Here is a 23,133-nt window from a genome sequence, read left to right on the forward strand (position 1 = left end):
CATTACCTTGCTTTGCAATAAACTTACTAGCTTTAACACATGAACTGCCCCGAAAATGACGAAGAACCAAGTTTTTTCCATTTCTCTGTCACTGTATCACTGATACCTCTTTACCAATTGATATTCAGCTTATTCCATAGTGATACATACCTGTTTTCTCTATCACTAAAGTATCACAACAGTGTCACTACCCTATCACAGGTAATTTGATGGAAAACATGTATTTCGTTTATATATGACTGTATATAAGCGCATTGCAAACAACACGAACAACAAGCGCCTCATTCTCACTCCTGCAAATGACTCGATTATTTTATGTAAAAACGACTATAAAATATGTAAAACCAAGTAGTTTTCGTGATCCGGCAAGGCACTTTAGTTTCCGGACGTTCCCCTGTTGCTCCTTTTTACACCCGGGTGTGGAGAGCCGGTACACCCGGGTATAAAGGGTGGCGACATGGGGGTGTCTACGAGATTATGTGCTTGTTTCTTGCTAAAAAAGAGAAGTCTTTTGTGGAATGAAAAACCGTATTTTGCCGATTTAATACCTATTACATTCGTTTTTACATTTGTTTGCTTGATTTTTTTTAGATGCTTTTTCAAAAGCAAGAGAAGGCAATGTGCTGTTTTTCAATTATATGATAAAAATGCCATGTTTAGGAGTGATAGAGGAGTGACACTGTAGTGATAGAGAAAAACGCCATGTATCACTTCCTATAACGCTTGAATATCAATGGATACAATCTTAATAGTGATAGAGTGACAGATAATTTGCAGAAAACTTCGTATGTAGATCTTTAGCCTCTGAGAACATAGCGGTAATCGTTTAAATGTTGTTTTGAGACTATAGAATTAACACTTTTGTCGTTATATTCCTATTATTCAGGCAGATATTTATTTGGTTATATCGAACTCACGTTAAGTATGCTGTAAACAAAGCAATGGAACTGTCATAACAGGTCTATTAAAAACAAGAACACGGAACTTCTCCGGTTTATTTTCCGGGATGTTCCGTGTTCTCTTTATATAATTCTTAATCCTTATCGGCGGCTTACTTCACCTCAACCTTTTCGCTAACGACCTGCGAACCGCTCTCGGCACGGACGACATAGATGCCCGGTGCGAGATGGTCGACGGAGGTGGTCGGCGTGTTTAGGTTACGCAAGGTGCGCAAGGCGCGACCGGAAACGTCATAAACCGTCACTTCGTTCAGCGGGTCAACGGAGGAGATATCGATCCGTCCGGGTGCGCTGTTGTAGAAGATGATGCGGCCCTGGGCAACGATCTCGTTGGAGGTGGCGATCGAACCGTTCAATACGTAACGTCCGGAGGTATTGCCCGGAACGGTCAGCGTCAAGCCGTCAGTCACGTCATAGCGTTTACCGGTCTGCTTGTCCACCAACTTCACATTTTTCATGGCGCCCGACACCTTGAAGCTAAGCTCTACCGGGGTCGCGTTTTTGCCGTAGATACCGAGCGGGATCTCCGCCAGTTCCGGCGTCACGTTGATAGCCGTCATCTGGTTGCCGGCAAGAGTATAAACTTGCGGTGCAGCTACTTCCTCGTTGATCAGCAAGGCGGCGTCTTCGCCCTCCACATAGCTGTCTGATGCGGTGACAAGACCGGCAACGACGGCAGTATTACGAACACCGTCACGGGTAGCGGTGATACGCAATTGCGGCAGAGGTTCATCGGCAGGGGAGGAGGTGGCGGAACGCAAACCTGGTTTTCCGGTTGCCGGGGCTTTCGCAATCATGTCGGTGGTGAAAGTGGCTTTTGTCATATTCGGGACAATGAATGACTGGAGGGGAGCGATATATTCACCATTATAACCATCTGATGTAGATAAGGTATAATCCTTACCCATCACATTAGATATTATTTTGTTGTCATTCAAAATATAATATGTTCCTTCACTTCTTCCATTCACTTCAAAAAACGTTTTCATATTCAAATGAGACATGAATGGGTTTCCGAACATTTCTTCAACCGTGTCCACCACATGAGATGTAACAGGATTGCTCCCCATCTCATCAGGACTGATCAAGAAACGACCGTTACCTTCTCGATTTTCGCTTGTCAACTCTTTGTTGTCATTCGTAGTATTATCACTCGCATAGTAACTATATGAATTATCGTTTTTGGGTAACCGGAATAATACTTTACCACTGAAAGAACTTTCCGCCTTTGTTCCAATCGAAAATCCTGTACCTGAAGCAAATGATACATCCACATCATTATACAGATTCGACCAACCGGTAGAAATAGCATAATTTACAGGATTATTAATACCGCTCGAATGAATTACCCAAGCTTTACTTTTCTTCCATCCACGCATATAAACAGCTGGAGCCCAACGGGTATATTTCGTATTATCCTCATAATTAATTTTCTCAAACGCCGGAGTTTCCTGACGTGCATATTGACCAGTCCCAGTTCCTGTCGGCAAATACATATCTCCCGATACCACGCCTCTCAAAGGTGAAGCAAGCATATACCAGCGGTTCGGGTCCATTTCATAATCTACGTGTGCCGTATCATAAGTCAAGTACTCCGTATGCAGGATTTCTGATTCAGGTTTGATATAGATATCATCGCAGGTATTGCCGTAGAAGCGGACACAGGCATAATTATGAACATCATCCTTTTTATCAGGATTATCAAAACTTCCGAACAATTCTTTTTCATAATCCGGATCGGCAAGCAAGTCATATTCGATGTTCTTGGTAGCAGCACCGATTTCATCCTCTGCTTTCATATTTAATATAGGCAAGCTGGTTTGCTTTTTCAATTCATACAAATGCGGATGGGCAGCATAAGCATTTCCATTTAGATTATAATCGTTCCCTTCTTTCTGTGCCTTACCATAAACCGTCACTTTCGTGAAACGCATTGGGACGTAGGCTTCATTATGGCTACCGCTCTTATTTGCAACACCTATTGTATAAAGTTCTTTATCATTAGACCGTCTCCAATGGCTTGGCCCGTCGTTGTTCCAGTTATACATATCTGTTTCACTTCCGACCCATGTCACATATTCGGGAACGATTTTGAGGGTCAGTTTCATGATGCCATTATAAACGATTTTATCTTCATCCGTATTCTTTACGGCATAAGGGATATTGACCATATACCAAAAACCTTCACGGAACTTATTAACAGCCATTTGATTAAATTGGATTTTGAAATAGTTTTCATTCCATGTCGGTTTAGCATTATTCATATCCACATATTGATCTCCAAGTTCTATTAATTTAGCCACCGACTCCGTCTCTTTCCATAGAATATCCGAAGTTTGGTAAACCATTATATTCTGATTAGTCTTATCTACAACAAATATTTCATTCTTTTCTGACTTACGAGAATAAATCGGAATACGCAATGTCCCATTGTTCAACAGCATATCCTTTATCTGAATCAAACCCACACGGACAGAACGAACATGTGAGCCGTCTGTCGAATCTTTATCAGGTTGAGTATCTTTCGGATCGTCTTTCGGATCCGGGTCTTTATGGTTATTAGGGTCTTCGGGATCTTTCGGATCGGGCACATCGGGATCACCCGGATCAATAATCGGAGGTGTACCTCCTAATTTAATCTCAACAGGTTTTGCACAATACAAATTTTCTGCAATCATAACATCATTATCCTGTATAGCCCTTGGCAAACCGACAATCAACTGGTATTTATTTACCATTGTATAGTCAAAAGAATATTTACCAAAAACAAACTTACCTTTCTTATCGTTCTCTGTACTTTCATATTCTCCAAATCTCTCTACTAAAGCATTTTTTATATTTTCCCTGGTATCTTTATCTTTGCTTGTTGAAATTACATTCAATGCTTCCTGAATTGTATACTCTGTGTTGCCTATCGTTACTTTGGAAGTATTAAACTCTTCAAGGGTTCCTATAAACCAGTCGAATTTAGCATTCTCCAATGTTGTCCATGTGCCACTATCCAAATATCGGAAATTACCGACTATCTTATATGTTTTCCCCTGTTCCACGTTTTCCGGTTTAGTAATTTCCGATCCCACACTTTCGTCACTATATATAGTAAAGCGATCGCCAGCCACAGAAATTCTAAACGGATCTCCGATCAATGCACAAGAACCACACGCAATAGATTCATAATTATTACCTAACGGCTGAGTGGTAATTCTGGCAACATATTCTTTCTCTGGGTCAAAAGCCTCACCGATATCAAGTGGCAAAGAATAAATTTTATCTGCTGAATTTTTCGAGTCAAAAGAAAATGAAGCATCAACCCATGCCATATCATCTTTGATAGTAGAAAGATAAGAAACACGGTATAATTCTTTTTCCCCATCGCCATCGTAATCTATCTCAAGAGGTCTCTCTAAATTTTCTTTTTCATAAACAGAATAATAAATCTTTGTGAAATGTTTCATTGCATCCTCTTGTCTATCAGCATATTTATCATTAATATAATCTACCAACTTTTGTGGTAACGGATCATTTGGATCAGCCCAATGAACATCATCATTAGGCGATTTCACTTCCTGATTTTCCTTCAATCCCATAACACGCATGATATTACTATAACTTGTCCCGTATCTGACAGTTTTTACTTCCGTATCGCACAAGTTACCGGCTTGCACGATTTCAACTTCCGGTTTTCTCATAAATACACGGATATCATCAATAGCATAGTCGGCACCGTCAGTGTGGGGCTCGTTGTTTTGAACTTCCAAGTAGAATTCAGTACATCCTTTTAAATCATCAACAACAAACGAATAGCAGAGTTGTTGCCATTTGAAAAGATTGCTATTATTATGTTCGTTAGTAATATTTCCGCTTAAATCTTCGCTTACATTTCCATAATCAACCAAAGCATCACAGGAGGTAAATTGATGTAGTATAACCTCTTTCCTTTCGGCGTTAAAACCCTTAAAGATTAAATTCACGTTAGGTGCTAACGGATTATAAGATATTCCACCTATTGATGAAGTACGGGGTCGCGTCATATCTGCAATCCATGCTGTTACAGTCAATTCCGTATTGGGGCAAATATTATCAACCGGAACCTCTACCAATGTTCCTGCTTCTTTTGAAGCATCAATATAATAGAAATATCCATATTTCACTTTATTTTCTTCATAATCAGCATCTTCACGATCTTGGGATATCATGTATGTACGATCGTATAATGTTAGATCAGTACTTGCGGTAGGCCATATATACATTTTACTCCAATCAACATTATCTTCTTCACTATGCCCTTTATAGCAAATGTCACCATGAGCAGAAATACCTTTCAGTCCTGCACTTCGGTATAAACCATATATATTTTGATTATTTGTTATAGACAGATTATTTCCTTGAGGAGCCCATTTTCTATCATGAAGTAATGTATAAGCGTCTTTTCTTAAGAACCCGTAACTAGTTTGATTTTCCGAATAATAACCAAACGGTCTTTGTGACATATTGTTTGCATTTTCTGAGTTTGCATTAGAAAATCCTACTAACTTATCAACCACATCATTATTATCAAAATCCACAGAACCTATCAATTTATATTTCTCCGAATGTCTTCGTGGCCATCGATAGGCAAAATCATCATTATTAATATCAGTTCCTAATTTAAAGCCGGAATTGAGTAGCGGATTGAAAACAAATTTGGCCATAGGATCCGATTTATTCCCGTTAGAATCGTCACTATCTGAAACTCTAACATAAATAACGATAGAATCTGTTGGGGAATACTTATCACCATCCTCACCTCCTAAAATTCTTTGTGTTTGTTGAAAAGGAATCAAAGCGTTTTGACGACTTACAAGTCGGAAAGGTCTATATTCAGAATCTTCTTCACCTTTATATTTATATTCAAAATGTTTCCCCTGATAATTGCCCCAGAAATAATTATCCGGCATATAAGGCATAGAGAAGTTTATAGTTTTATTCGATTCATCATACGGATAATCAAATTTAAAAACTTCCGGTTCATTTGGAATATTACCATTGGTTGCATTTTGAAGGCGATATATAAAGCGTTTTGTCAATGTCGGCTCCATATATATTCCAGCTACATTTTCTTCAGTAGATTCTTCCCATGTACCATCTTGATAAATACTAATATCACAATAAATATCAAATTTATTAAATGCTTCATCATTATTTACAGTAAAATAAATTGTGGAAGCATCCATACCGTATCCACCACCGTACTCGTTATAGTTTTTTTTCCAAATTTTTTGCCTGAGCCTTTTTGACCAAACCCATCCTCCATTCTGTTCTTCAATAAAAAAATCTTCAGTTAGATGTTTTCCTTCATCATTATCAGTAGAGTTATGTTCTTCATTATTCGTTGAATTTGGACGACGAGCTTCATAATCCCAATCTCCTCCCTGCATTCTTGCTATTTTTTGATCCATTACTTCTTCCTTAAACGAGAATTGAATGTTGCTATTATCAATATTTACAGCATTTCCATTAGAACGGTCTACTACATACCAATGTACAAACCAGTTATACTTTTCGTTATTATTTGCTTTATTGGCAATACACAACCTTAATTCAGGTATAAATAATCGGCGTGCTTGATTCATCCTCGCATAAATCGTCTTTACTTCATGAAATACACTATCATGTCCCATGCGCATGGTTGTACCATTGTTTAGACTTATAACACTTTCATGATCTTTCATGATAATTTTGGGCCTATTACTTCCATCTTTGCTAACCGGTCCTGTAAACGTCTTCTCTCCCCAAGCTATCCAGCCGCCCCCGCCAACTAACAGGGCGAACGACAGGAAGAGTACCCGGAGCCATCTGTCATATATTAATTTATTTCGTTTCATTGTATTTAATTTAGTTGTTATATCTGTTGTTTATAGTATGAAATATGCTTAGTAAACAAGCAGGAATCTACTTAATAAGCAGACTCGTGGATACTTACTAAGTTGACAAACATCGACTTATCGAGTAACCTTTCAAGGATTTGCCGCTTGGTCAAATATATCCGCAAACTTCAACTGGATTTGGAAAGTGGCCAAAACGACACCGCCTTTCTTTGCAATCAGCTCGAATGTCGCGCTTTGTTCCTTAGTAGCAGCACCAACCATGCGACCGCCTGTGATTTGCCATTTTCCAGTAGTATTATTTTGTGTCACACTATTAGGGGCTTCCGCTAACAAATCACCCTTGTTTACGTTTCCGATACTCCAATCTACTTGTTTAGAGATATCTCCTTCATTATTTTCTTGCGAAACCAACTCATCGATCGTAATTGTAAATGGACCACCGCCATATACCGTGCAAACCAAATCGGTTATGCCATTGCTGGTAGAAGATTCCGGATATCCTCCGATCGGCGGATTTTCATTGCTTACAGACAAAAGTGTCAGTTTATAAGGCGTGAACTCGATATTCAGATTCCAGACATGATTGCGGGGAATCTGACGAAGGGCAGTGAACTTTTCCCCTTGATGCGGATTATTATCCGGATGAACATCACTGCTTGTCTGCAATTTCACCTTAAACCCGCCGGCAGTCTCCGACTCGTTCACATAGAACCAATCAGACTCCATGGAACCGTCTGTTGCAGCAAGTTCCTCATCTTTGAAAAGATTTTCAATCGAATAACCATTTCCGGACAGTGCCACAAACTTGTCCACTTCAAAAAGACTCCCTGTCGTATTGAACTCTCCCACGGTCAAACCGGTAACAGTAATCAGGTGGTTCGTTCTGTTGCGCATCTTGACTTTCAGACGGCTCACCAAGCGAACCAAATAAATCGGTTTCACTCCATTTGCCGGAACCCATTCTTCCTGCACACTCATAGGAAGGAATTTTTTCGTAGCAAGAATATTATTGATGCCTGATTCCCAGGAAACGGTAGAGGGCAACATTGGCATATTATCTCCCTCCGCTGTTGCAACAATATCTTTCAAGGGTTCATCTTTCAGCGATTCCCAATTCGCAAACGCATAAATCCGCTTCGCCCCGCCGGTGATCTTGAAAGAGCCAGACTTCCAGCTTGTCAGTTCGCCTTGTTGGGCTTTCGTATCGCTTTTCAAATCCGGCTGAAACTTCTTTTCCACCTTGCCGGACGCATCCACGATAAACACCACTAACGAATGGATTAGTTCGCCGTCCAAAGGTTTCAGATCATCGGCGCTCGCTTTCGTCTGCAACGATCCCGATACATCGGAAACGCCCACCTGTAAGTCCACCTCCACCATTTCGGGGAGGTCGGGATCGCCGTTCCCACCCTGTTCGCCGCTCACGCATCCGAAGGCGATGAGGGCAAACAGGCCGGCAAGCAACGGCAAGCGCTTATATTGATTCAATCTGTTTTTCATAATCCCATCTCCTCATTACCAAGTGTCACATCTTCGAGGCGGACAATCCAGTCGTCCACTACCACGTAGAGGCAGTGCGCCCGTCCGCCGGCGATATCCACGTAGGCGGTGATTACATATTCGTCCTGGCGGTCCAGGTACTCCTGTCCCGGCAACTTGTGCGAAGCGATCTGCGTCAGTTTCAGCAAACCTGTCAGGTCGACATTGATGAATGGCGTTATTTCGCTTGCATAGCGGACGCTCAGCGTGCCGGTCGAATTGTCGATCAGGCGGAGCGTATTCAGTTCGGTACAGACGGCATCATAGGAAACAATTGCATTGTCGGCCGACTTGACCGTCTCCACCTGTTGCAGATAGGGCAACCAGGTGATGCGCGTGGCGGATTGCGGTTCATTCTGCGCGTCAAGATCACTATTGGTAGTGGTGACCACTAAATTGAAAGCGTCTTCCTCCAGTTTCGTACCCCGGTTGGCATCGATCAGGATGAAGCGTATTTTGTTAGTGTTCTTCACCAGCGGAAACTCGGTGTCGGTCGCGCCGCCTACCGGGACCGTATAGTCGAGTTCGCCTTGAAACAGACCCGACAATTCGCGATCCACCCGATTTTCTGTGGCTTTCACCGCCATGCGGAAGTCGTCAATGGAAGAACCTGCGGCAGGCTCCGTCCAGGTGTAATCCGTCTCATTCAGCCCGGCCCAGGCCAGCAGGCGGTAGTCACCCGGTTCCAATTCGCTGAGGTCCACTTCGTTCTTCTTCAACTCGTCGCCCTCGATCAATCGCGAAGAAAGGTACTTGCCGTCGCAGTCGTAGATGTAGAGACGGACGTTCTTTTCACGTTCCTGGTTCACCATCTCGTAGGCAAACGCGTCGGCATGTTTGATGTTGTGCCGGTAGACGAAACGGAGCGTGTGCCGGCAAAGAGGAAGTTCGTCATGGATATAATCGCATGAAGTCAGTCCGGAGAGGCCGAGAACCGCCAGTACCGGAAATAAAAGGTATAATATCTTATGGTATTTCATTGTTCTCCTATTTTTTGTTTAAAAATAAATCGTCTCGTCCGGAAGCGGTCCCCAAGGCTTGACTATCACCTCTATCTCGATGTTATCCGGTTCGTCCGGATGATCCGGATTGTCGGGATCTTCAGGATCGTCCGGATCTATCGGATCCTCGGGCTCGGGATCGAACGGCGGTTCGTAAGGGATGTCATTCCCCAAGCCGTAAATGTCGCGGATACGCAACTTGTAGACGTTATTGCGCACGATGGCATACTCCATGATCCCCTTCGACGGGGCGTTGTTGTTGGAGTGACGGATCCAATGGGTGTAGAAGCAAACACCGTCCACATAGGTATGCAAACCATAGCGTGCCAACAGACGGCGCGTGTCTTTGCCGCCCTGATTGACTTGCGGCGTGCCATCTGCGCGTGAAACATATCCGAATGTCGTGTACATATAACTCTTCCAAGCCAATGCAGACGCTTCATCAGAAGTCAGACGCATCGATAAATCCTTGTCTTTCAACCATCGTGAAAGGAAACGGCGGTATCCGGTCGGATCGCCTTCCTTCAAACTCGACGCCAGCGACCGCACGTCATTCCAGGTCTTGCCCGTGAAATCGTAGGCCGACACGTCCAAAGCCCCTTCCGTGAAAGCAAGCATCGCCGCTTCGGGTGATCCGTAAATCGCTCCACCGAAAGCGAAAAAGGTAAACGGCGAGCCGTCCAACCCTTTACGGTAGTCGGCCTCTCCTGTCGCGGGATCGTAGAACAGGCACTTTCTGGGGCCATATAATGTCCTAAACACAACTCCGGTGCTATAGTAAGGCGACTGATCATCCCGCGCCACCGTGTTCTCTTTCGTGTAGCCCACGCGATACCACTCACCCACTCGCTCACCCATGCCATCGGTGAAACGCCAATTGCCTGCCGAAGTACCGAAACTCATAAAATAGTTTTCATAGAGGGCTTCGACCGGTTTGCCGTCCGAAGCGGGACGCTCCGGCCAGTTGGGATTGAACATCTCGCTGTTCACGTTCGCCATCGTCTTATAGCGGCTCCACGGGTCGAGCACGTAGTTCGTCTGGTGGTCACCCCATTCGGGCAGCTCCAGCCCAAGGTATTCGAGCGTGTTTGCCGGGCCGAACCTACCGTCAGGGGCGGCATCGATTACACGCTTGATCATATACGAACCGGCATCCAGCTTGTTGACGATCATGGCACCGGTAATCGACACGCGGGCAGCACCGCCTATGCGGTCCATCACGTCGAAGTAATCGTGCTCCGGAAGATAGTCGATACGTGCCGCATGGCGCTCGACCTCAACGGTCGCCGAAGCCGGGTTGTCGATCGTATTGTCACCGCAGATGTAAACCTTCTCGTCCAGATGGCCGTCCGAAGCCATCACGAAACGGGAGTACTTGCCGTTTCTTTCCATCCAAGCCCGTTTTTGCAGGAAGTCGCGCACGCCTCCCAACGTCAAGTCTTTGAGCTGCGGACGGATGTTGCCTGTGTTAGTAATGACCAGCAGGTCGTACCAGCCGCCTGGCAGTCCCACCAGCACCGGTTCTGTGCGGTTATCGCCCAGCATGGCATCGCGGTCGAGGTAGATGATCTTGTCGATCGGCGTCGAGGCGGGCGAATTTATCCCATCCGTCCCTCGGTAAAAGAGCAGCATCAAATCATCAATGCGCGTTTCGTAGTCCTGTCCCGGCTCATAGCCGTCCCCGTTCTCTCCCCCGGTGGGGTTCGAGCGGGTGAGCGGAGCCTTGGCATCCGGACAATGAAGTGTCAGACGGAAGTAGTTCTCTTCGATCGGCTTGTCATCGCCATCGTCGCGTTCCGTCCGAAATTCGTCCGAACAGCCGGCAAACAAAAGACCGCCGGCCGCACAGGCATATACCAATAATTTATGTGCAATGTTCATACCCTATCATTTTTTGAAAATTTCTCATTCCGCACGCTTCGCCTTGATCTGTTCGAGGTTCGCACGTGCCGCATCACCGCAGACGGTGCTGTTTTCCAATGTTTCCAGGATCGCTTCCGCACCGTCGAGATCACCGCGTAGCATCCGGACAGAGGCGAACGCCAATTGTTTCTCGTCACCTTCGACGGCTTTCGCAAGGTAACTTTCCGCACGGTCCAACTGGCCTGTCCGGATCGCCGTATTGGCGGCATTCAGGTTAGACACCGGATCGTCGGGGAACATGCGGACGGCGATTTCAAACACTTCGTTATACTTGTCGCTTCCAGCCTCATAGAGTTGTGCCACCATAAACATTTCGTTCAGGCTGAGCTTCTTCGGATCGGTATAGATGAGCGATTTCGCTTCCTCGGCCGTAAAATTGCGGATGTTGTATTTCACCACGTAGTCCGAGTGACGCAAAGCAGGATAGATGTCACGCAGCAGTATCTTATAAGACGTACCGCCATTCAATGTTTTCAACTTCAACTCCTTCTTGTCCATATCGCGCGGTTCCGGATTACGGATGATGGCGAGCAGTTCCGCCTTGTCAGGCAGGTTCATCTCCTCCAGCCGCTTTTCCAGTCCTTCCCAGTCTTCCGGCTCGAAATCGACGCTGAACGTGGCATGTTCGAATCGGTAGAGGCTCTTCACGTAGTCACGCAAGGCCTTTGCACGGTTTTCCGCCAGATAAGTGTTGTTGGCATAAGTTCCTTCAGGAGAGGCGAAGCCCTTGATCCATACTTCCGTGATAGTTGCATAGGGATCGTCGCGTACCGCGTCGATAGTGGAACGAATGGCGGCCAGTTCACGCGGGTTGTTGCGGTAGTCAGGATAGATCGTTATCTTGTTGACCGGGAAGTCGAGGAACGCCTTCCCTTCGATCGAACGCGCTTTGACCGCTTCGGCTTCGGGCGTACGGTAGGCGAGTAACGGTTTCAGCACAACCGGTTCGGCAAGGTTGATCGGAAAGAGCGGTGAACGATCGTTCATCAAGTTTTCCCAACCGCAACCGCAGACATCCGTCACGAGAGCCACTTCCGACTTCTTCATCCAGGGAGCCATCGGGGTACGGGTGGTATATTCGAAAGACTGTTCCTTGCCATTCTCACGACGTAGTTCATATTCACTATGTGTCCCATACGTACGTCCCGTACGTTCATACAGTATATGACGATCACGACCGCAGACAATCAACGGAGTAAGCGCACGGACACTGTCACCCGCCGTCACGACCGGCGTATAAACGTAACAACGGTTTGAGGGTACTTCTATTTTGCTCAGGTCAAGCGTCATGCCGACGATCAATGTGCCGTCCGCCTTTTCCACGATTTGGTCTTTCACTTTGATTGTCTGTGCCTCGGAGGCGGTTACCGCCAGCAAGCCTGCCAACATGGGCAGTAGGGTTCTGTACATTTTCATAAGATGACGGTATTAAAATTGATAAATCAAATTGATGGCTGCCTGTGTTGGGCCGAAATAATGTTTCTTGACATACTCTTGCCGACGACCGCAATTGGTACAGGGATATTTCTCCGACTCAAGGTAGAGGTAACCCACACCGACAGTCGCTTCCAAATTCCAATGCTTGGAGAGCAGCCAGGAATAACCGTAACTGATACCCGCACCTGCACCCCAACCCTGATGGCGTTCGCCTTCAGTGCCGAGTATTTTAATGTCCGACACATTATATAATATGTACGGGACATGCAACCCGATGAAATGTTTGTAGAACGTTTCACAGAACCAATAGCGTATCTCTGGATGGAGTCGCCAATGTTTGAGAGATTTGCCATAGCTGCCGTCCTCCTCCTTTCCGTCGAACGGGTTCAGCCCGGTTTCTATGTCCAAGCTCCAATGACGTGCCAAGCGAAATTCCGCGCCGACATTGAAAGTTGCCGTACCCCAGTATGGGATATTGGTCTTGATCCCGGCGGTCGAACCTTTTTGCCCGGCCAACCTGTCTTGTCCGTAGAAAGACAGGGGGATCATTAACAGGAACATCATGACGATAAGTTTTCTCATCATACTCTTTGTTATTTTATTATTATTTTTCCCAAATTTCAAGGCCTTATTCGATGCTTTTAATTCATCCGATACCACACGGCCTGTTTCTATGGTTTCCTATGCAGTCAGGAATATTGCAATTCCATAATTTTCTTTTCATCTATTTTAATTATCAGTTAAGTCTGCATTCTTTAGTTTTGTACTTATTTATGAAATAAGGTGAGAAATCCCCTACGAAGTTACAATTAAGCATAAAAATCTGTTCTATTAAACTATTCAGCCTGTTCTAATTTAGCATTTGAAATCTTTATATTCCCGAGAGGAGTTAAATATGGTTAATTTTTGGGTTTTAGTATGTTAAAGGAAGAGACGCTGGCAGGAATGTTATGTCTATAAATATCCTATGATCATCAACATAAATTATAATTAAAATCAGGCAATAAGAAAGTGTGATGACCTTATTTACAGGTAAAAGGCCTTCATAAATGGAATTTCAGTATATAATTTTGTATTACCTTTATTACCAAAATAAAGGTTTTTTATTAATCTAAATAGTTGATTAGCCTATTTTCATAATTGTAAGGTTATCCTTTTTTAGATTAAAATTCCCTTATTTCATAAATAAGGTTGTGTTTCCGTTTTCTATTCTATTTAACAAATAATCGATAGAACCTGAAACTTTCCGGTTAGCCCTTGTCAATTCGGAAACATCCAATTCACTTAAATAATAGCGTGTCGTCTTCTCCGAACTATGCCCCAAGGCTTGACTGATAATCGCAACCGAAACTCCGGATTGCAATGCCGCAGATGCCCAGCTATGCCGCATCACGTATGAAGTAAAATGTACGGGAATGCAAAGTTTGTCACCGACCTCCTTCAATTCCTTGTTATGCAAAGCCAGACAGTGTTTATATTGCGAGTGGGTGGGTGAACCGGACGGAAGAATGGGAAAAAGAAACTCCCTTTCCCCATCCGCAGGGGTGTACTTACGAATGATCTGCCACATGCCGGTAGTGATTTCCATACGGATTTGAGCACCTGTCTTACGACGATTATAGACCAATTCACCATTCCGAATGTTGTCCGCCGTCAAATAGGCCATATCGACAAACGGCATCCCGCAAGCTAAAAAACTGAACAGACACAGGTCGACTGCTAATTCTTGTCTCTGAGAACCGTCAGTCTCAAAACTCGCCAGTTTCTGAATGAGCCTGACGGATATGGCACGCTTGACGGTAAATTCACGTTTGAGCTTTAAGCCCTTAAAAGGGTGTTCCACAGGCCGTAACAGTCCATCATAACAGGCTGCATTATAGATTGCGCGTAAACTGCTCTGGTAGGAGTTGATCGTATTTGCAGCCAACCCCTTACATTGCAAATAAGCGGCAAAATCAGAAATCAGAGTCCGGTTCAGGTCTTCCATACGAAACCCGTCGTTTCTCGCAAATTTCAAAAAATGATTGACGGCTACCTGATAAAGTTCCGCCGTACTGGCCTTGTTCAGTTTTTTCTTCAGTGCGATACGCGCATTGGCATATTCGAGAAGCGATAACGAAGGTAAAGTTTTCTTTCGTGCCATTTCTGTATATTGTTTTAAATGATATTGCATTATAACAAATACGGATGGCACTTATTGTCAAATTCTTCAAAAAAGGTGTACCCGGTCTGACGTAATAAAACCCCAGCTTGATACACCCTTGTCTGACCTAATAATAGAACGGTCTTGGCTTCTTATAAACAGCTTAAAAACGAAGCTATTGATGCTCAATATCCCGTTTCCGCTTCAAAGCCTCCAGGAAGTAATAGTCGGCATAGTTCAACGGGACATCTATTTCTCCATTATGCGGAATGCTTCCGACGCAATGCATCAGCAAGAAGTTTCCGTTCGTTCCCAATTCAGCCCGGTAAGCCGGCGAAGCCAGGCTTTCCATGATCCGGTCGGCATATGCCTTATACGTTTGCGGTTCAGGCACATCCATCGTACTGATCTCATACAAGGCGGAGGCGATACAAGCAGCAGCCGAAGCATCCCGGTAATCGTCAGGAATGTTCGGGGCATCCATATCCCAATAGAACACAAGGTCTTCGGGTGTATTCTTATGATTGAACATAAAACGGACCGCTTTTAAAGCCTGGTCGAGATACTTCCGGTCTCCCGTCTCCCGATAACATAGCGTCAGACCGTAGATGCCCCAGGCCTGTCCACGGCTCCACGCCGATTCGTGCGCATATCCCTGTGCCGTATGGCGGTTGCGTACGGAACCGTCTTTCATGCTGTAATCCACCACATGATAGCAACTGCCGTCCGGACGATATTGTTCCTTCATGGTACGGTCGACGTGCGAAACGGCAACCTTATAGAAAGTCGAGTCGCCGGACAACCGTGTAGCGGCAAACAACAGCTCCAGGTTCATCATGTTATCGATGATCACCGGGCACTCCCAGCCCCGTTCGGAAATCCATCCCCTGTCCACGTCCCACGACTGAATAATCCCTGCCACCGGGCGGAAGCGGGTAGACAAGGAACGGGCGGCTTCGACAATCACCTCCTTATATTCCGGATCGCCCGTCAGACGCAGGCCGTTTCCAAAACTGCAATAGATCATAAAACCGACATCGTGGTTCCATTTGATATTTTTGGCATCTTTCACCGCCTCCGTATATTTCTTCGCAAGAGGCAACAGGCTCTCATCTCCCGTCAGTTCATACAGGTACCAGACCGAACCGGGAAAGAAACCACTGCGCCAGTCGGCCAGGTTACAATAATAAACGGAACCGTCCGGGTTCAGCGTAGTCGGGTTCATAAACTTGCCGCTCGCCTCGATCAGCTCGATCTCTTTTCCTATCTGTTTATGGGCAAACGCAACGTTCTCTTCAACGAATCTGTCTTCTGCCCCTCCGCAGGAGATCAATGCAACACCGAGCGCCATGCCCATTAAATGTTTCACTTTTACCATATCTATATTATTTATTTTAAATGTAACTAATCACCTATTCTCCCGACAGGAGAACTTTGATAACCTGTACAGGTTCACCCGATACCGATGCCGACAGGATCGTATATCCCTCTATCGGCTTCTCCGCCTCCGTCCCCCTTTTTGCCGTCTTTGCCGTAAAAGAAGCATTGCCGGGCGAAGTGATCTTCAAGGAAAAAGATTTACCGTCCTTCCTGAGAACGGCAGTATTTCCTTTGCATTCGACGTCTGCCGAAGTTATCACGGACCATTGCACCGATTGGGACGGGTTCTGCAACCCTACGCTGTCTGTAACCAGTATGCGGGTATCGTCGAGCATGCGGAAGGTCCGGTAGACAAAACGGCTCTGTCCGGCATAAGCCGTGCCCATGTCCATCGTGACAAAAGGTTGGGCGGCCTTGTCATCCTGCCGTTTGATCTCGCCTGTCCCGGCCGAGTTTTGCAGTTTATGGTCGATCGACAGCGTATTGTGGCTGAAATTCGAGTTTCTGAAATACGACCAGCGTTGTCCTCCCGGCTTGTAATCCCAGAACCCGGGCAGACTATAGTTATCGCTCCCCAGATCGTCCGTCCACCTTATCCCGTTCGTCTCAACGATAAAGGTTCCGATATCCAGCTGCTGGTGCGCCCTATCCGGATCTCCGGTCTTGGCGATCAGATAAAGGCTGTTAGGGACATTCCGGTTCCCGTTGAACACGACAATATCATTGATACCTTCGTAAACTTTCAGTTTCGGCAAGGCATCGGCAGGAGAAGAGGCCGTATCGTACCAAGGTATGGACAGGAAGTAGAATCTGAAATAATTCTCGCTCTGCACGGTCTTTGACAAGACATTCCGGTAGAAAGTCGCTACCTCCGGCTGGCGGAAAGCCCGGCTGAAATAAAAGTAAATGGGTTCTGCCGCAGGAGCCGTACTGCCGGAATTGGCAAAATTGAATATCTTGCCGGAAGGACTTGTGCTGTGCATATAATACAAGACGCTTTTATCCACCCCCTCCATTTCCGAAAGCCCGAAGTCCTCGCCAAAATTATCATTCAGCGCCTTCAGCAAAAGAGACAGGTACATGTTCGTATATCCCCAATAGGCAGGTCCCTCATAACAAACACCGTCCGGTGCAAAATGCTTCAGACAGTTCGGGATGTACCTGACCGCTTCGCCGATGATGTGCTCCGCCAGTTCCGGCTCATGCTCTTCAATAGCCAAAGCTCCCAATACCATGCCGGTATTGCATACCACGTTCCAGTTCGTTTCGCGTTTCGCCCAGGAATCCGCATTTCCGGTTTTATATTCCTCGACGACAAGGTCCAATGCCTTTGTTTTGATCGAATGGACAACCAACTGCCTGACCGAAGGAGCCAATACATCGTACAGCCAGTCATAACCAATGGCTACGGCTGTCGTCATCTCCGCCACATCCAGGTAGTGGACAGGATCCCAGTCCGGGAAATTGCAGACGTGGACCAGTTCTTTTTCCGCCTTCTCCGCAAAACGTCTGTCTCCGCTCAATCGATAGGCCAATGCCAGGTTGACCATCCGGTAAACCTGTTCACGGCTGACAGGCAGTATGTCTTTCGTATTTTTAATTTTCCTTCGAGGATCTTCCTGGGGAGGAACCGACAACAAACGTTCCGCCTCCCTCATCAGGCCGGCACGCAAGCTATCCAATAGTGGTTCGGTTCCGAATAAACCACGAACCCTTTGTTCCTCTTGCTTGCTGAAAAGCAACCTGGGATGCTGGCGCAACTCTTTTCCGGTCTGCCGGACAGAAAAACTCCGTCCGGCAACCGTAAAAGAGAACAACAGGAAAAATAAACCTATTAAGTGAATCAATCTCATCATTACCAACCCGGGTTCTGTGTCAACTCCTTATTCCGTTCCCGTTCCACACCCGGTATAGGCCAAAGCATATCCCGTTCGCTAAACAGATGGGTATAGATCGGTTCGCCATAGATATTGACCGCATCGACATTGTCAAGCGCTTTACGGGCAACCTCATATCCCCAACGGCGCAAGTCGCTGAAACGAAGTCCTTCCCCGGCAAACTCGACGGCACGCTCCTTGCGTATCCGTTCGGCCATCTGCTCTTTGCTGCTGACAGCCATCCATGCGGGACCGGAGTTCAAGCCCGGCATGTCGACACGTGCACGCACCTTGTTGAATTCGGTCACGGCCTTGTCTAACTGCCCCGCCTCGTTATAGGCCTCGGAGAGCATCAACAGAACATCGGCAAAGCGGATCAAGGGGAAAGCGAACGGTGTATGCAAACGGTTACTGATCGCACCGCCCTGGTCTCCTTCGGCCACGAACTTCCGATAGAGATAAGAGACCCAACCTGCGTTGTTTTGGATCGTACCACCATTGGCATTTCCAGCCAGGTCATGGTCCAAGGCAAAGATCAGATCCACATTAGTAGTACGGCCAATATTTCCCATATAGTGCGAATAAGGGACAATCACTGTAGCCATCAATCTCGGATCGCGACAAGTATAAGCACTCAATATCTTGGCTGTATCCGCTTCGCGAAGTCCCACGATCGCTCCCCCTTCCATCTCGATACTGAGAAGTTCTTTACGTTCATCAGGAGACATGGCATTATAACCGGGGAAAATCTCATCCCAGTTGAAGGGGCGACCGTCCTTGAACTCATACATATCCACCAACTGTGTGGAAGGGACCGTATTGTTCCAGCAACTCCCGTATGCGCCACGACATCCCATCAGAGCCTGTATCTGCATACCATACTCGGTGCCGACACCACTCTTGTTCTGGATCGAGAAGACCGTTTCCGGACTCTTGGCTCCGTTATAGAGTTTGAATACACGGGCGTAATCGTCGTCGAGGGCATAGCCATAATTATTAGACTTATTATAAACAATTTCCTCAAAATCGTTGATGGCAGATTGCCACTCTTTGTCATAAAGATGCACTTTACCACGAAGGGCGTAGGCTGCACCTTTAGTAGCACGCCCATATTCACCGGCGGCATGTTCGACAGGGAGGAACTTGATCGCTTCGTCCAAATCTTCCAAAATATGGGCACGTACCTCTTCGAGGCTGCTTCTCGGTTGCTTCAGGTTCATAAACTCCTCGTTGACATTTGTCGATTCGTCATAGTAGGGAACCCCACCGAAAAGATCTGTCAAGGAAAAGTAGAACATCGCACGCAGGAATTTGGCTTCCGCCACGTACTCATCGATCTGTTCGTCCGTGATGATACCGCGCATGCCTTTTACCGAACGTATAAAGGTATTGACACGATGTACACCGTCATAGAAGGTCTGCCAATGATTTTGTATCGTTCCGTCACGGTCCGTATAGGTCGACAGGAACATCATATAATAGTTATACCCGTAAGCGATATCTCCCAAATGGTCGAAGCAGAACTGGTAACCGTACGCCTCGTTCAGGCGCAGCATGCCATAGATTCCCATCAAGCCTTGATGGGCATGATCGCCGGTCTTGTAAAATGTTCCTTCGTTGACTTTGTCTCCCGGATAGGTCTCCAAATCATAGCAACCGGTGAACGTCATGGCAGCTAAAAGCATTGTCGCCAAATAGATTATGATCTTTTTCATGTCTTCAACTATTTAAAATGTAAGGTTTAAACCAAATGTTGTTAATCGCATAGTCGGATATTTCGTGCCCGACACCTCAGGGTCCAATCCCTTATATCCCGTAAAGGTCAAAGCATTGTCGATGCTGACATATAAACGGAAGTTGTCGATCAGGAGTTTTTGCGAGAGATGTTTCGGGACCGTATATCCCAACTGGACGTTTTTCACCCTCAGGTAAGACTTGTCCTGTACCCAGAAGTCACTTGCCACCCGGTTGCGTCCGTCGGTATAGTTCAACAGGCGCGGATAAGTGGCATCCGTGCGGCCCGGATACCAACGTCCGTCTGCAATGGTCTTGTTGATCTGGTTACCCCGGCGCACTTGCGGCCAATAGCTGGCGCCATCCAATCCGCTCCAATAGGTTTTCAATCCGGTAGCACCTTGCAGGATACAGCTGAAATCCCAGCCTTTCCAGTTGGCGCCGAAATTAAATCCGAAAGTGAATGTCGGGTTGGTACCATTACCGACTTTGATCTTATCGTTGTCGGTGATACATCCGTCCCCGTCGATATCTTTATATAAGAAATCCCCGTATTCCGGCTTCTTGTATTGTTTGAAGGCATCCGGATCATTCGCTTCCATCGCTTCCACTATCGCCATATCTTCTTCGGTCTGGATGATCCGGTCTACCGAAAGCACATACTGGACATTGATCGGTTCGCCTTCCAGGATCATATTGGTTCCGTTCAGAGACATTTCGTCACCTTTGAACTTCGTCACTTTATTTTTGACAAATGAGAAATTACCTCCGACAAAATAGTTGACAGAACCGACTTTGTCGTTCCAGTTCAAGCTCAACTCGACCCCCCGGTTACGGACTTCAGCCGCATTGGATTTAGGAACAGTAGCATTACCATGCACCAATGGCGCCGGCAGTTCGATCAAAATCCCTTTGGTGTTTTTGACGAAAGCATCGACGGTTCCGCTCAATTTAGAGAACAGAGCGAAGTCCACACCAAAGTTCGTGACATAAGAGGTTTCCCAAGTCAATGCCGCATTCGAAAGAGCACGTTGCGCCATACCGATCTGCAAGGCGTCGTTCAAGACATAATTAGAGGCCTGGTAATACAACTGATAGTCATAGTTGCCCACGGCATTGTTTCCCAACGAACCATACGAAGCACGGAGCTTCAACTGGTTAAGCCATGAGATATCTTTCATGAAGGCTTCCTGTTCCATACGCCAACCCAAAGAGAAAGAGGGGAAATAGCCCCAACGATATTTTTGGGCAAAACGGGAAGAGGCATCGGCGCGGAGATTGGCTTCCAACAAGTATTTCTCGTCCCAGTTCAAATTGACCCGGCCGAAGAATGAACGCATGGACCAATTGGAGTAAGTACCCGTCGCCGTCGCATTGGCAGTGGCGGCATTCAACTCCGTCAGTTCCGAAGAGGTCAGCTTCTCCTTGGAGGCCTCGAACCAGTTGTTACGATAGGCTTCCTGGCTGGCGCCGACCGTTGCCTGGATATTCAACCGGTCGATGTCGGTTTCATATCTGACCAATCCGTCCATATTGTTACGGACAGTCTTGTTGTTGCGGTTGATTACCTTCGAAACTCCGGTTCCGGCAATCTGCAACGTATTGTCATACAAGTTCCACAGATCATGGAAAACCGGTTGCTGGTACAGGAACTGGTCGGAAAAAGCATAGGTCCAAGATCCTTCGATCGTCAACCCTTTGAACGGCCTCAACTGGGCATAAAAACGGGAAACGATGTTATTGGTCGTGCGATTTCCTTTGACGTCGTTCAACATCTTCAAGACATTGTTGGAGCTACTCTGCGGGTCGTCTTCCGGGTTGTTTACCCCTCCATACCTGCCATCAGGCGCCTGGTAGCAGATACCCGGCGTAGTAGCTTGCATATAGGTATAGAAATTGTCGTTCGATTCGGTCTTCAACAATCCCAGCTCCTCTTTTCCACGCGTCCCGTACGCATTGACACCTATGGTAAACCAATCTTTTACTTCCGCATCCAGATTGACACGGGCGCTGTAACGTTCGTATCCGGAATTTTCCATAATACCGGGATTTTTCATGTAATTGCCCGATATATAATAGTGAATCTTGTCAGACCCGCCGTTGATATTGATCGTATGGTTCTGCATCCATCCGGTCTGGAACAGAGCGTCCTGCCAGTCAGAGTTCGGATATTTGACAGGATCACTGTCACCGGCAGCCCGCCACTCGTCGATTTTTCCCTGACTGAAGATAGCGGGGAGGTCGCTGTTGAGCTGCCCTTCGTTATACAATTCCATATAATCGGCATAATTGGAGACCAAATCGATATGGTTCGCCACTTTCTGCATCGTGACATAACCGTTATAAGAGATTTTCGCTTCACCGGATTTTCCTTTGCGGGTAGTGATCAAAATGACACCGTTTGCCGCACGGGAGCCGTAGATGGCAGACGAAGCGGCATCCTTCAAAACCGAAATACTTTCTACATCCTGCGGGTTGATATTATTCATGCTGGCTTCCACCCCGTCGATGATTACCAACGGATTGGAATCGTTTAACGTACCCTGCCCGCGCACACGGATCGTCGCCCCGTCATTACCGGGCCGTCCGCCATTACCGGCTGTTACGGAAACACCGGGAGCCATACCGGCAAGCCCGGCGGAGAGCGAAGTGATCGGACGACTGTCGACCATCTTGCTCATATCGACAGAAGCGACCGCACCGGTCATGTTCACCTTCTTTTGCGTGCCGTATCCCACAACCACCACTTCATCCAAAGCCTGTGAATCTTCTTTCAGCAAAACCGTGAAAGAGCTCTTCCCGTTCACCGGAATCGTCTGGTCTATATAACCGATATAGGAAACGACCAGCACGGCATTCGAAGATACCTGCAAAGAGAAACGGCCTTCCATGTCCGTAACCGTCCCGTTGGTGGTCCCTTTTTCCACTACGTTGGCGCCGACCACCGGACCGAGCGCATCCTTCACAACTCCCGTAATCGTCATTTTCTTTTGCTGAGGCAATGCCACGGCGTGTTTTTCCGTCACTTCCTCCCCGTCACTAACCGGATTGGCCTGGGTAACTCCTGTCGACAAGCACAGTGTGGCCATTCCTGCAAACATCGTTTTCCTAAAGAAAGGAATGTTTAAATCATTCATCATGAATAGGTAGATTTAGATTAATAAATTTTGATAAACTCTGGCGGCAAATGTAGCCGGGCATATACAAACGGACCTATACAAAGCGTCCGTTTCTTATATACACACAGTCCAAATAGAAGATTTAACTATTTGA

11 protein-coding genes are annotated in these 23,133 nt (G+C 46.2%); all 11 read right to left on the reverse strand.

The annotated features are described in order from the left end of the window. Nucleotides 1–1,051: 1,051 nt before the first annotated feature. A complete protein-coding gene (locus RDN79_RS16190) occupies nucleotides 1,052–6,823 on the reverse strand; it encodes a T9SS type A sorting domain-containing protein (protein WP_298550071.1) in 5,772 nt (1,923 codons plus the stop codon). 132 nt (nucleotides 6,824–6,955) lie between these two features. Continuing rightward, entirely contained in the window at nucleotides 6,956–8,326 is a 1,371-nt protein-coding gene (locus RDN79_RS16195) for a hypothetical protein (RefSeq protein WP_298550073.1), read from the reverse strand. Next, nucleotides 8,323–9,345 (reverse strand): FimB/Mfa2 family fimbrial subunit, encoded by a 1,023-nt coding sequence (locus RDN79_RS16200; protein ID WP_298550075.1) that lies wholly within the window; start codon nucleotides 9,343–9,345, stop codon nucleotides 8,323–8,325. The genes RDN79_RS16195 and RDN79_RS16200 overlap by 4 nt, the downstream gene beginning before the upstream one ends. Before the next feature lie 18 nt (nucleotides 9,346–9,363). After that, the gene (locus RDN79_RS16205; protein WP_298550077.1) at nucleotides 9,364–11,247 is read right to left on the reverse strand and encodes an Mfa1 family fimbria major subunit; all 1,884 of its coding nucleotides are present in this window, start codon (nucleotides 11,245–11,247) and stop codon (nucleotides 9,364–9,366) included. 24 nt (nucleotides 11,248–11,271) lie between these two features. After that, complete coding sequence (locus RDN79_RS16210; protein WP_374044523.1) at nucleotides 11,272–12,705, reverse strand: hypothetical protein; 1,434 nt, start codon at nucleotides 12,703–12,705, stop codon at nucleotides 11,272–11,274. Nucleotides 12,706–12,717: 12 nt separating this feature from the next. Next, nucleotides 12,718–13,308 carry a DUF3575 domain-containing protein gene (locus RDN79_RS16215; protein WP_298550104.1) on the reverse strand — a complete coding sequence of 197 codons (591 nt, stop codon included), beginning with the start codon at nucleotides 13,306–13,308 and terminating at the stop codon, nucleotides 12,718–12,720. A gap of 592 nt (nucleotides 13,309–13,900) precedes the next feature. Then, nucleotides 13,901–14,869, reverse strand: a complete 969-nt coding sequence (locus RDN79_RS16220; protein WP_298550079.1) for a site-specific integrase — start codon at nucleotides 14,867–14,869, stop codon at nucleotides 13,901–13,903. A gap of 175 nt (nucleotides 14,870–15,044) precedes the next feature. Continuing rightward, complete coding sequence (locus RDN79_RS16225) at nucleotides 15,045–16,247, reverse strand: glycoside hydrolase family 88 protein (RefSeq protein ID WP_298550081.1); 1,203 nt, start codon at nucleotides 16,245–16,247, stop codon at nucleotides 15,045–15,047. 34 nt (nucleotides 16,248–16,281) lie between these two features. Continuing rightward, nucleotides 16,282–18,105: a heparinase II/III family protein gene (locus RDN79_RS16230; protein WP_298550083.1), complete on the reverse strand. Its 1,824-nt coding sequence runs from the start codon at nucleotides 18,103–18,105 to the stop codon at nucleotides 16,282–16,284. Further along, entirely contained in the window at nucleotides 18,105–19,841 is a 1,737-nt protein-coding gene (locus RDN79_RS16235) for a RagB/SusD family nutrient uptake outer membrane protein (protein ID WP_298550085.1), read from the reverse strand. The genes RDN79_RS16230 and RDN79_RS16235 overlap by 1 nt, the downstream gene beginning before the upstream one ends. A 12-nt stretch (nucleotides 19,842–19,853) precedes the next feature. After that, nucleotides 19,854–23,000, reverse strand: coding sequence for a TonB-dependent receptor (locus RDN79_RS16240; protein WP_298550087.1), 3,147 nt, complete (start codon nucleotides 22,998–23,000; stop codon nucleotides 19,854–19,856). Between the last annotated feature and the right edge of the window lie 133 nt (nucleotides 23,001–23,133).

This window comes from uncultured Parabacteroides sp., from assembly GCF_902493135.1.
Taxonomy (GTDB): Bacteria; Bacteroidota; Bacteroidia; order Bacteroidales; family Tannerellaceae; genus Parabacteroides.

What these genes read in the sequence shown, in the direction of transcription:
- RDN79_RS16190 (WP_298550071.1), bottom strand. Translation starts at nt 6,823, where the DNA reads ATGAAACGAAATAAATTAATATATGACAGATGGCTCCGGGTACTCTTC.
- RDN79_RS16195 (WP_298550073.1), bottom strand. Translation starts at nt 8,326, where the DNA reads ATGAAAAACAGATTGAATCAATATAAGCGCTTGCCGTTGCTTGCCGGC.
- RDN79_RS16200 (WP_298550075.1), bottom strand. Translation starts at nt 9,345, where the DNA reads ATGAAATACCATAAGATATTATACCTTTTATTTCCGGTACTGGCGGTT.
- RDN79_RS16205 (WP_298550077.1), bottom strand. Translation starts at nt 11,247, where the DNA reads ATGAACATTGCACATAAATTATTGGTATATGCCTGTGCGGCCGGCGGT.
- RDN79_RS16210 (WP_374044523.1), bottom strand. Translation starts at nt 12,705, where the DNA reads ATGAAAATGTACAGAACCCTACTGCCCATGTTGGCAGGCTTGCTGGCG.
- RDN79_RS16215 (WP_298550104.1), bottom strand. Translation starts at nt 13,308, where the DNA reads ATGAGAAAACTTATCGTCATGATGTTCCTGTTAATGATCCCCCTGTCT.
- RDN79_RS16220 (WP_298550079.1), bottom strand. Translation starts at nt 14,869, where the DNA reads ATGGCACGAAAGAAAACTTTACCTTCGTTATCGCTTCTCGAATATGCC.
- RDN79_RS16225 (WP_298550081.1), bottom strand. Translation starts at nt 16,247, where the DNA reads ATGGTAAAAGTGAAACATTTAATGGGCATGGCGCTCGGTGTTGCATTG.
- RDN79_RS16230 (WP_298550083.1), bottom strand. Translation starts at nt 18,105, where the DNA reads ATGATGAGATTGATTCACTTAATAGGTTTATTTTTCCTGTTGTTCTCT.
- RDN79_RS16235 (WP_298550085.1), bottom strand. Translation starts at nt 19,841, where the DNA reads ATGAAAAAGATCATAATCTATTTGGCGACAATGCTTTTAGCTGCCATG.
- RDN79_RS16240 (WP_298550087.1), bottom strand. Translation starts at nt 23,000, where the DNA reads ATGATGAATGATTTAAACATTCCTTTCTTTAGGAAAACGATGTTTGCA.